12 protein-coding genes are annotated in these 9,911 nt (G+C 63.4%); 7 read left to right on the top strand and 5 right to left on the bottom strand.

Annotated elements, in window-relative coordinates:
* Positions 1-284: 284 nt before the first annotated feature.
* From Q7J58_RS18095 to Q7J58_RS18065, 7 genes are all read left to right on the top strand, one after another.
* On the top strand, positions 285-455 hold the full coding sequence (locus Q7J58_RS18095) for a hypothetical protein (protein WP_304830989.1): 171 nt from the start codon (positions 285-287) through the stop codon (positions 453-455).
* A 297-nt stretch (positions 456-752) separates the two neighbouring features.
* Positions 753-965, top strand: coding sequence for a hypothetical protein (locus tag Q7J58_RS18090; protein ID WP_304830987.1), 213 nt, complete (start codon positions 753-755; stop codon positions 963-965).
* A 1,155-nt stretch (positions 966-2,120) separates the two neighbouring features.
* Positions 2,121-2,540, top strand: a complete 420-nt coding sequence (locus Q7J58_RS18085; RefSeq protein ID WP_304830985.1) for a hypothetical protein — start codon at positions 2,121-2,123, stop codon at positions 2,538-2,540.
* Positions 2,541-2,984: 444 nt separating this feature from the next.
* Complete coding sequence (locus Q7J58_RS18080; RefSeq protein WP_304830983.1) at positions 2,985-3,125, top strand: hypothetical protein; 141 nt, start codon at positions 2,985-2,987, stop codon at positions 3,123-3,125.
* 498 nt (positions 3,126-3,623) lie between these two features.
* On the top strand, positions 3,624-3,755 hold the full coding sequence (locus Q7J58_RS18075; protein ID WP_304830981.1) for a hypothetical protein: 132 nt from the start codon (positions 3,624-3,626) through the stop codon (positions 3,753-3,755).
* Between the two features lie 426 nt (positions 3,756-4,181).
* On the top strand, positions 4,182-4,397 hold the full coding sequence (locus tag Q7J58_RS18070) for a hypothetical protein (protein WP_304830979.1): 216 nt from the start codon (positions 4,182-4,184) through the stop codon (positions 4,395-4,397).
* 27 nt (positions 4,398-4,424) lie between these two features.
* Complete coding sequence (locus tag Q7J58_RS18065) at positions 4,425-4,811, top strand: hypothetical protein (RefSeq protein ID WP_304830977.1); 387 nt, start codon at positions 4,425-4,427, stop codon at positions 4,809-4,811.
* 405 nt (positions 4,812-5,216) lie between these two features.
* Here the strand turns inward: Q7J58_RS18065 and Q7J58_RS18060 are convergent, their stop codons facing one another.
* The 5 genes from Q7J58_RS18060 to Q7J58_RS18040 form a co-directional block, all read right to left on the bottom strand.
* Complete coding sequence (locus tag Q7J58_RS18060) at positions 5,217-5,993, bottom strand: DUF637 domain-containing protein (RefSeq protein WP_304830975.1); 777 nt, start codon at positions 5,991-5,993, stop codon at positions 5,217-5,219.
* A gap of 456 nt (positions 5,994-6,449) precedes the next feature.
* Positions 6,450-6,653, bottom strand: a complete 204-nt coding sequence (locus Q7J58_RS18055; protein WP_304830974.1) for a hypothetical protein — start codon at positions 6,651-6,653, stop codon at positions 6,450-6,452.
* Positions 6,650-7,510 carry a PoNe immunity protein domain-containing protein gene (locus tag Q7J58_RS18050; RefSeq protein WP_304830972.1) on the bottom strand — a complete coding sequence of 287 codons (861 nt, stop codon included), beginning with the start codon at positions 7,508-7,510 and terminating at the stop codon, positions 6,650-6,652. Before Q7J58_RS18050 ends, Q7J58_RS18055 begins: the two co-directional genes overlap by 4 nt.
* Entirely contained in the window at positions 7,507-9,342 is a 1,836-nt protein-coding gene (locus tag Q7J58_RS18045) for a DUF637 domain-containing protein (RefSeq protein ID WP_304830970.1), read from the bottom strand. The genes Q7J58_RS18050 and Q7J58_RS18045 overlap by 4 nt, the downstream gene beginning before the upstream one ends.
* Positions 9,343-9,514: 172 nt before the next feature.
* On the bottom strand, positions 9,515-9,911 hold a 397-nt coding region (locus Q7J58_RS18040; RefSeq protein WP_304830968.1), incomplete at its 5' end, for a transposase.

Genomic DNA, 9,911 nt, shown 5'->3' with positions numbered 1-9,911 from the left:
CGATGGGGCAATCGGTGAAACAGGTGCGACTGGTCCAGCAGGACCTACGGGAGCCACAGGCGCTACAGGCGATACCGGAGCCGTTGGTGCTGTAGGCGCGACAGGCCTGACAGGAGCTGCTGGAGCAGATGGAGTTACAGGTGCTGCAGGTGAAACCGGAGCAACTGGCGCTGTAGGTTCAACTGGGGCTACAGGTGCTACAGGTGCCGATGGGGCAATCGGTGAAACAGGTGCCACAGGTCCAGCAGGACCTACGGGAGCCACAGGAGCTACCGGAGCTACTGGTGCAGATGGAGCTACAGGCGACACCGGAGCTGCTGGCGCCGCAGGTTCAACCGGGACCACCGGTGCCGCAGGTGCGGATGGAGCTACAGGTGCTGCAGGTGCGACTGGTCCAGCAGGACCTACGGGAGCCACAGGCGCTACAGGCGATACCGGAGCCGTTGGTGCTGTAGGCGCTACAGGCCTGACAGGAGCTGCTGGTGCAGATGGAGCTACAGGCGACACGGGCGCCGCTGGTCCAGCAGGATCTACAGGTGCCACAGGTTCAACGGGAGCTGCAGGCGCCACGGGCCTTACTGGGGCTACCGGTGCTGCTGGTACAGATGGAGCTACAGGTGCCGATGGGGCCACGGGTGCCACGGGTGCGACTGGTCCAGCAGGGCCCACGGGTACTACAGGTGAAACAGGTGCCATCGGTTCAACGGGAGCTACAGGGGCTACAGGGGCTACAGGTGAAACCGGAGTAACTGGTGCTGCAGGTTCAACCGGTGCCACCGGTGCTGCAGGTGCGACTGGTCAAGCAGGACCTACGGGAGCCACAGGTTCAGCGGGAGCTACAGGCGCTACAGGCGACACCGGAGCAACTGGCGCTGCTGGTGCAGATGGAGCTACAGGTGCCGATGGGGCCATGGGTGCCACAGGTGCTTCAGGCGCCACGGGAGCTACCGGTGCCACAGGCGTAACAGGAGCTGCTGGTGCTGTAGGTGCCACCGGTGCCGCAGGTGTGGATGGAGCTACCGGTGCGACTGGTCCAGCAGGATCCACGGGAGCCGCAGGTTCAGCGGGAGCTACAGGGGCTACAGGTGACACCGGAGCCGTTGGCGCTGTAGGCGCTACAGGCCTGACAGGAGCTGCTGGTGCAGATGGAGCTACAGGTGCTGCAGGTGCGACTGGTCCAGCAGGGCCTACGGGAGCCACAGGCGCTACAGGGGCTACAGGCGACACCGGAGCTGCTGGCGCCGTAGGTGCCACTGGTGCGACTGGTGCCGCAGGTGCGGATGGGGCAACGGGAGCTACAGGCGCCACGGGCCTTACTGGGGCTACCGGTGCTGCTGGTACAGATGGAACTACAGGTGCCGATGGGGCCACGGGTGCCATGGGTGCGACTGGTCCAGCAGGGCCCACGGGTACTACAGGTGAAACAGGTGCCATAGGTTCAACGGGAGCTACAGGGGCTACAGGTGAAATCGGAGCAGCTGGCGCTGTAGGTGCTACAGGTGCCGATGGGGCAATCGGTGAAACAGGTGCGACTGGTCCAGCAGGACCTACGGGAGCCACAGGCTCTACAGGAGCTACCGGAGCTGCTGGCGTGGCAGGTTCAACCGGTGCTACCGGGGCCACCGGTGCTGCAGGTGCCATCGGTTCAACGGGAGCTACAGGTGACACCGGAGCCGTTGGTGCTGTAGGCGCTACAGGCCTGACAGGAGCTGCTGGTGCAGATGGAGCTACAGGTGCTGCAGGTGCGACTGGCCCAGTAGGACCTACGGGAGCCACAGGCGCTACAGGCGATACCGGAGCTGCTGGCGTGGCAGGTTCAACTGGTGCCACCGGTGCCACCGGTGCCGCAGGTGCGGATGGAGCTACAGGTACTGCAGGTGCGACTGGTCAAGCAGGACCCACGGGAGCCGCAGGTTCAACGGGAGCTACAGGGGCTACAGGTGACACCGGAGCCGTTGGCGCTGTAGGCGCTGTAGGCGCTACAGGCCTGACAGGAGCTGCTGGTGCAGATGGAGTTACAGGTGCCACGGGTGCCACTGGTCCAGCAGGGCCTACGGGAGCCACAGGCGCTACCGGAGCTGCTGGTGCGGATGGGGTAACGGGAGCCACAGGTGCTACAGGTGCCGATGGGGCAACGGGGGACACTGGCGCTGCTGGTGCGGACGGAGCTACAGGTGCTTCAGGTGCGACTGGTCCAGCAGGACCTACGGGTGCCACAGGCGCTACAGGCGATACCGGAGCTGCTGGCGTGGCAGGTTCAACTGGTGCCACCGGGGCCACCGGGGCCACCGGGGCCGCAGGTGCGGATGGAGCTACAGGTACTGCAGGCGCGACTGGTCAAGCAGGACCTACGGGTGCCACAGGCCTTACGGGGGCTACCGGTGCTGCTGGTACAGATGGAGCTACAGGTGCCGATGGGGCCATGGGTGAAACTGGCGCTACGGGTGCGACTGGTCCAGCAGGACCCACGGGAGCCGCAGGTTCAACGGGAGCCACAGGGGCTACAGGTGAAACCGGAGCAACTGGCGCTGTGGGTTTAACTGGGGCTACAGGTGCTACTGGTGCCGATGGGGCAATCGGTGAAACAGGTGCCACAGGTCCAGTAGGACCTACGGGAGCCACAGGCGCTACAGGTGATACCGGAGCCGTTGGTGCTGTAGGCGCTACAGGCCTGACAGGAGCTGCTGGTACAGATGGAGCTACAGGTGCCGATGGGGCCATGGGTGAAACTGGTGCTACAGGTGCTACAGGTGCTACAGGTGCTACAGGTGCTACAGGCGCCACGGGAGCTACCGGTGCCACAGGCGTAACAGGAGCTGCTGGTGCTGTAGGTGCCGCAGGTGCCGCAGGTGTGGATGGAGCTACCGGTGCGACTGGTCCAGCAGGACCCACGGGAGCCGCAGGTTCAATGGGAGACACAGGCGCTACAGGTGATACCGGAGCCGTTGGTGCTGTAGGCGCTACAGGCCTGACAGGAGCTGCTGGTGCAGATGGCGCTACAGGCGACACCGGAGCAACTGGCGCTGCTGGTGCAGATGGAGTTGCAGGTGCTACAGGTGCCGATGGGGCCACAGGTGCCACGGGTGCGACTGGTCCAGCAGGGCCCACGGGCGCTACAGGCCTGACAGGAGCTGCTGGTGCAGATGGAGCTACAGGTGCCGATGGGGTCACGGGTGCCACGGGTGCTGCAGGTGCGACTGGCCCAGTAGGACCTATGGGAGCCACAGGCGCTGCGGGTGACACCGGAGCCGTTGGTGCTGTAGGCGCTATAGGCCTGACAGGAGCTGCTGGTGCAGATGGAGCTACAGGCGACACGGGCGCTGCTGGAGCCCCGGGTGCGGCTGGTCCAGCAGGACCTACGGGAGCCACAGGTGCTGCGGGTGACACCGGAGCCGTTGGTGCTGTAGGCGCTACAGGCCTGACAGGGGCTGCTGGTGCAGATGGAGTTACAGGTGCCACAGGTGCCACAGGTGCCACGGGTGCGACTGGTCCAGCAGGGCCCACGGGCGCTACAGGTGAAACAGGTGCCATAGGTTCAACGGGAGCCATAGGGGCTACAGGTGAAACCGGAGCAGTTGGCGCTGTAGGTTTAACTGGGGCTGCTGGTGCCGATGGGGCAATCGGTGAAACAGGTGCCACAGGTCCAGCAGGCCCTGCGGGCGCTACAGGTTCAACGGGAGCCACAGGCGCTGCGGGTGACACCGGGGCAACTGGTGCTACAGGCGCTACAGGCGCTACAGGCGCTACAGGCCTGACAGGAGCTGCTGGTGCAGATGGAGCTACAGGCGACACGGGCCTTACGGGGGCTACCGGTGCTGCTGGTACAGATGGAGCTACAGGTGCCGATGGGGCCATGGGTGAAACTGGCGCTACGGGTGCGACTGGTCCAGTAGGGCCCACGGGTACTACAGGTGAAACAGGTGCCATAGGTTCAACGGGAGCCACAGGGGCTGCAGGCGAAACCGGAGCAACTGGCGCTGCAGGTGCGGATGGGGCAGCGGGCGACACGGGCGCTGCTGGTCCAGCAGGACCTACGGGAGCCACAGGTGCTGCGGGTGACACCGGAGCCGTTGGTGCTGTAGGCGCTACAGGCCTGACAGGGGCTGCTGGTGCAGATGGAGTTACAGGTGCCACGGGTGCGACTGGTCCAGCAGGGCCCACGGGCGCTACAGGTGAAACAGGTGCCATCGGTTCAACGGGAGCCACAGGTGCTACAGGTGCTACAGGTGCTACAGGTGCAGATGGCGCTACAGGCGACACTGGAGCTGCTGGCGCCGCAGGTTCAACTGGTGCCACTGGTGCCGCAGGTGCGGCTGGTCCAGCAGGACCTACGGGAGCCACAGGTTCAACGGGAGCCACAGGCGCTACAGGTGACACCGGAGCCGTTGGCGCTGTAGGCGCTACAGGCCTGACAGGAGCTGCTGGTGCAGATGGAGTTACAGGTGCTACAGGTGAAACTGGTGCCATCGGTTCAGCGGGAGCTACAGGCGCCACAGGCCTTACGGGGGCTACCGGTGCTGCTGGTACAGATGGAGCTACAGGTGCCGATGGGGCCATGGGTGAAACTGGCGCTACGGGTGCGACTGGTCCAGCAGGGCCCACGGGTACTACAGGTGAAACAGGTGCGGCTGGTCCAGCAGGACCTACTGGTTCAACGGGAGCTACAGGCGCCACAGGCCTTACGGGGGCTACCGGTGCTACTGGTACAGATGGAGCTGCAGGTGCGGCTGGTCCAGCAGGACCCACGGGAGCCGCAGGTTCAACGGGAGCCACAGGTGCTACAGGTGAAACCGGAGCAGCTGGCGCTGTAGGTGCTACAGGTGCTACAGGTGCTACAGGTGCTACAGGTCCAGCAGGCCCTGCGGGCGCTACAGGTTCAACGGGAGCCACAGGCGCTGCGGGTGACACCGGAGCAACTGGTGCTACAGGCGCTACCGGTGAAACAGGGGCCACGGGAGCTACGGGTCCAACAGGTCCAACGGCGGTCGTTCCGGTGCCGGTGTACCCGCTGCCTGTCTATCCGCAACAGCCACCGCCGGATGAGTGGCCGCCGGTTGTTCCGGAAACATGGACGCCTGTGGTGGTGATTGTCCCGATGCCGCCCGAATTGCTCACGCTGGTGCCGCCTGTGCCACCAACCGTCTCGGTGGTTCCCGCTCCCGTGGAGGAGCAGCCGTCCGTGATTGTGCCGGTTCAAGTGTTGCCAAAAATCCATGTCACACCACCACGGCCGCCCAAGCAAGACCGCAACTGAACACCTGCCGACACAGCAACACGCCACCGCGCGTTGGGGGTCTGAGCGCCAGCGCCAGCCAGTCTGCAAAGAACGCGTTGCTGGTCACCACCGCCTCGGCTGTGGTGATGGCCGTTTGCGCGTTGCCCCCTGCGTAGGCACTGACGGCGCCACCGACCAGTTTGGCCAAGCCCAGGGCGTTGCGCTTTTCTTCTTCGATGTAGAACATGCCGTTCCGGGGCTTGATCAGCCCGCCGGGGCCCGCAATGATTTCCCCTACCGCAGCCCCAATCGCCCCGTCCCGGTACGCCCCACCGGCCGCCGCCCCGGCCACGCACTCGGCCAGCGCATGCGCCAGTTTGTGGGCCAGGTAGTCAAACACCGCCGCCTTGATCTGGCTGGACACAGCCCCATGCGCGGTGTCCACCAGCCCGCCCACCAGCGCCTGCTTGAGCGCTTCTTCCAGGTTGCCACCGTTGATGGCGGTGTTGGTCAGGGCCCGCCCACCGGCGTTGATGAGGTTGTAGGTGAGCTTCTCAGAGGGTCCAGCCTGACCTGAGTTGAGCTTGACGCCAAGCTCCGCCATGGCAGGGATGGTATTGAGCTGCGCCATGGCGCCAGCTGTCAGCGCCGCCGCAATCGTGGCCTTGACGATGTCGCTCTTGACCAGGTCGCTCAGCGACTTGCCGATGTTGCCCTTGTTGTTGACAACGGTGATGGCCGCCTGACTGGCCAGGTTGGTGAAGGCGGCGTTGGCCATGCGGCCACCCAGCGTTGTCGATACGGCGCCAGTCGTTGCGTTGGTGACAGTGCCGCCTATCGGGTTCGCACCCATCCCACCGGTGGCCCATGCCACAGCTGCGCCCAGGAGCGCCCAGGAGCGCCGCACCGGCCGGCGTCAACCCCTCTTGCTTGTCGCTCCACTGGTCAAAAACCAGCTTCACCGGCTGCCAGTTCACGTCCTTGCGCTGGGCCAACTCGTTCAGGTACGCCATGTCCGGCTGCTGGCTCAGCGCCTGGATCTGCGTGCGCAACTCACCGGCAGGCACTTGCACCGCCAGCCCGCCCTGGGCGTTGAACACCGGCGGCCTGGGGCCGGTGAAGCTGGGTAGCGTCATGGTCTCGACCGTGCTGCCCGAGCCCAGCTGGCGCTTTCAGACGACGTGGTCGCTCTCTTTGGGGCGGCTTTCGGTGATGGTGTGGCGGATGCCTTCGTTCAAGAGTCTCGTGCGCCTTTTGCGCGAAACCACCGGTAATGAACCCACGACGCTGCGGCGACAGCGCAAACCATCTTGCACAGGCCAACCCACGCTGCATGGTCACGACCAAACACATCCAGCAGCCACAAGTTGGGAAACAGCGCGTAGACCGACAGAAATGCCAGCACGGCGAGGATCACCCCCAGCACCTTTCTGGTCATGACGCTGGGCCTTTCCTGAACAAGCTCTTGAGCCATCCCAACCCGGACGACGCTCGCTGATGTGTGCTCGGGCCTTGAGGGCGCAGCAAGTCGCCCGGGTAGTGTTCATGCCCCAAGCAGAGCGAATCGTCCAGCCCAAATGCTTTGACCGCTGCAACAGCTTCAACGCACCAACGCCCGAAGTAGCTGCCTTTTTCCAGAGGGTTGACCTCGGGGTCGCCGTAGTCGTACCACCAGATGGTTTTGTTGTAGGGGCGCTTGAGTTCCGCATACCAATGGTCAACAAAATCCCGAAGCAGGGGCGCTTGTTGGTCTGGTGCTGACTCGACCGCTTTGAGCAAGCGGGCGTAGGGCTTCTTGTGCAGCAGCTTGCCTCCGATGGGACGCTCTTTCTGCCGTGTGGCGATCACCCGGTCGAGCAGTTGGTCTTCACCCTCACCACCGATCAAGGCAACCAGGCGATCCCATTGGTCGTTTGGAATATTGAAGACCAGCGCCAGACCAACCAACCAGAAGCACCAGTTGTAGTGCTCCAGATAGTCCAGACGGAACTCCCAGGCCCGTACGTGTTCGGGCTTGTATTCGCGCTCAATGTGTTCGGCCTCGCGGTTGGACTGCTCCCAGGCGTCCAACACTTTGGGGAATGGGTTGTAGAGCTGGGCAATGGGGTCGCCGCGCGAGTACTGCGTGAGTGTTTGACGCGGGTGATCCTGGGTGTAGCCCCACAAATATTCGGCCTCATATTGCTTCCAAACTGCTGGCGTCTTGAGCTGCTCTTCGGCCATCGTGATGGAGTTCCAGCGATTTGCAACCCGCTCATTCCAATAGGCTTTGTCGCCCAACGGAGCCCTGATCATGGTTGGATTCCTTTGTTCAAATTGCTGGAGATGCGCTGCACCAGATCCAGTTTCGATTGGGATATGTGAATGGATTTGCCATTGACATCGAGCAGCTTCACGTTGGACCGCCCGTCCGGCAGTGTCTGGATCAACAGCGTTTCGGTACGCCCTGTGCGAGCCGCCTGGTAAACGCTGGTGGCAAGCTTATCGCCCACCGCCTTATCGATACGGTTGGACCCTGTCACCCAACCCATTGAACCTTGCAACCCATTGTTGGTCATGCCCTGTTTCGATGTGTTGTATTTGTACTCAACAAACAGGAAGTCCACATTTTTGTCGTTGACCTTGTAGACCGCATCCAAACCGTGATCGCCCAGCTTGGCACCTCCCACATATTGTGCGTCCTTGAACAAGGTTTGCATGGTCGAGCTGCCGAACAGGTCGCCCGTCATTTCCTTGAGCGCATAGTTGCCCTGCACATCGGGCTTGGTCAGCGCCTGCAAGTCCAGTTTAGGTTTGCCGCTGGCAGGGTCAACGGCGCCTGCATCGCGAATCATGTTCTGCAGCGCCAGTGTCCTGGTCTGCTCACTGGCAGCCTTTGGCGCGTTGACCACCAGGTTCTTGATCTGTCCAATGCCAACCGGGCTGAACACCACACCGGTGACCTTGCCCGCGCCAATCAGCATGGAGCGGGTATCGGGCGACAGGCTGTTCCACTGGGTGCTGACCACCTTGCCCGTCTTGTCGTCCACATAGCACAGCGTTGCGTCAACGACTTGGCCCGAAGCGGCCAGCAGGTTCAGCGCAGCTTGTGTTTGCGCCGGGAACTGGCTCATGGACAGCTCTACGCCAGCTTGCGCGGTGCTTGCCAGCGCCTTGCTCAGGGGGTCGGCGCCGTTGCCGATGACTTTGAGCCCCTCGGCCGGGTTACCCTGGCCGACACCCGTCGTGTATGCACTCGCCGCAGCGGTCAGCAGGTACACCAATGGCGGCACAAAGAACGCGTTGTTGGTCACCGCCGTCTCGGCGGTGGTGATGGCCGTCTGGGCATCTCCGCCCGCGTAGGCACTGACGGCACCACCGACCAGCTTGGCCACGGCCAGCACGTTGCGTTTTTCTTCCTCGGTGTAGAACATGCCGTTCTTGGGCTTGAGCAGACCGCCTGGGCCTGCTATGACCTCCCCCACCGCAGCCCCAATCGCCCCGTCCTTGCAAGCACCACCCGCAGCAGCCCCGGCCACACACCCAGCCAGCGCATGCGCGAGTTTGTGAGCCAGATACTCGCTCTCCAGCACCTTGAACTGGCTGGCCACCTGGCCGTGCACCGTGTCCACCAAGCCGCCAATGAGCGCTTGTTTGAGCGCGTCTTCTAGGTTGCCGCCGTTGATGGCGGTGTTGGTGAGCGCCCGGCCTCCGGCGTTGATGAGGTTGTAGGTCAGCTTGTCGGAGAAGCCGGTTTTTTTGGACAGGTCCGACAAGGTCTGCGTCGCATTGAGCTTGTCCAGCACCCCAGCGGTGAGCGCCGCTGCGATGATGCCCTTGACCGTCTCGGACCTGGCCAGCGCCTCCAGCGTCTTGCCGATGTTGCCTTTGTTGTTCACAAAGGTGATGGCCGCCGTGCTCGCCAGGCTCATGAACGCGGCGTTGGCCATGGCGCTGGTGGTCGCGCCCGTGGTGCCCAACAGGTTGGCGCCCGCGCCTGCGGGCATGGCCCAGGCCACAGCTGCCGCCAGCAGCGCCGCGCCCGCTGGCGTCAGCCCCTCTTGCTTGTAGTTCCACTGGTTGTGCGCCAGCTGCACCTGCTGCCAGTTCACATCGCTGCGCGCGGCCAGCGCGTTGAGGTAACCCATGCCGGGCTGCTGGCTCAGGGTCTGCAGCTGGGTCTTGAACTCACCGGCCGGGCTTTCTCGCCAACGCCCGGTTGGAACGAGGCACCCGTACCGTAGCTCACATACGTGCCTTGCAGCAGTTGGTTGCCGCTGCAAGGCTTGGTGTTAAGTCATACCATACAAATAGTCCACCTCAAAAATCCATCTTGAATTTCCCGCCAAAGTTGGCAAACACATGATCCACAGCCTGCTCAAGCTCCTCTTTGCTGCGCCGCTTGAGCGCCAGCCAGCGATGCTTCATCAGCCGCCACATCACCTCGATGCGGTTGAGTTCAGGGCTGTACGGTGGCAGGAATTTCAACGTCACACCGCTCTTTTGCAGCAGTTTGAGCGCTGGCTGAATCGCAGCTGCTCGGTGAATCGACGCGTTGTCCAGCACGATCACCACCGGCTTGCCGACATTCTTTGCCAGCTCCGACACAAAACCCAGGAAGACCTCGGCGGTGCTGCTCAACCAGTAGCGGGCATGCACAACCTTGCCACTGCTGAACAACGCAGCCATCACGTTCAGGCGCTGCCCGCGCGGTGCC

Source organism: Hydrogenophaga sp. (assembly GCF_030656115.1).
Classification (GTDB): domain Bacteria; phylum Pseudomonadota; class Gammaproteobacteria; order Burkholderiales; family Burkholderiaceae_C; genus Hydrogenophaga.
The sequence above is the reverse complement of the archived record's forward strand: the minus strand, read 5'-3'. Positions and strand labels throughout refer to the sequence as shown.

Coding starts and splice junctions, on each gene's coding strand:
- Q7J58_RS18050 (WP_304830972.1), bottom strand. CDS start 7,510: ATGATCAGGGCTCCGTTGGGCGACAAAGCCTATTGGAATGAGCGGGTT.
- Q7J58_RS18055 (WP_304830974.1), bottom strand. CDS start 6,653: ATGACCAGAAAGGTGCTGGGGGTGATCCTCGCCGTGCTGGCATTTCTG.
- Q7J58_RS18045 (WP_304830970.1), bottom strand. CDS start 9,342: ATGGGTTACCTCAACGCGCTGGCCGCGCGCAGCGATGTGAACTGGCAG.
- Q7J58_RS18060 (WP_304830975.1), bottom strand. CDS start 5,993: ATGGCCAACGCCGCCTTCACCAACCTGGCCAGTCAGGCGGCCATCACC.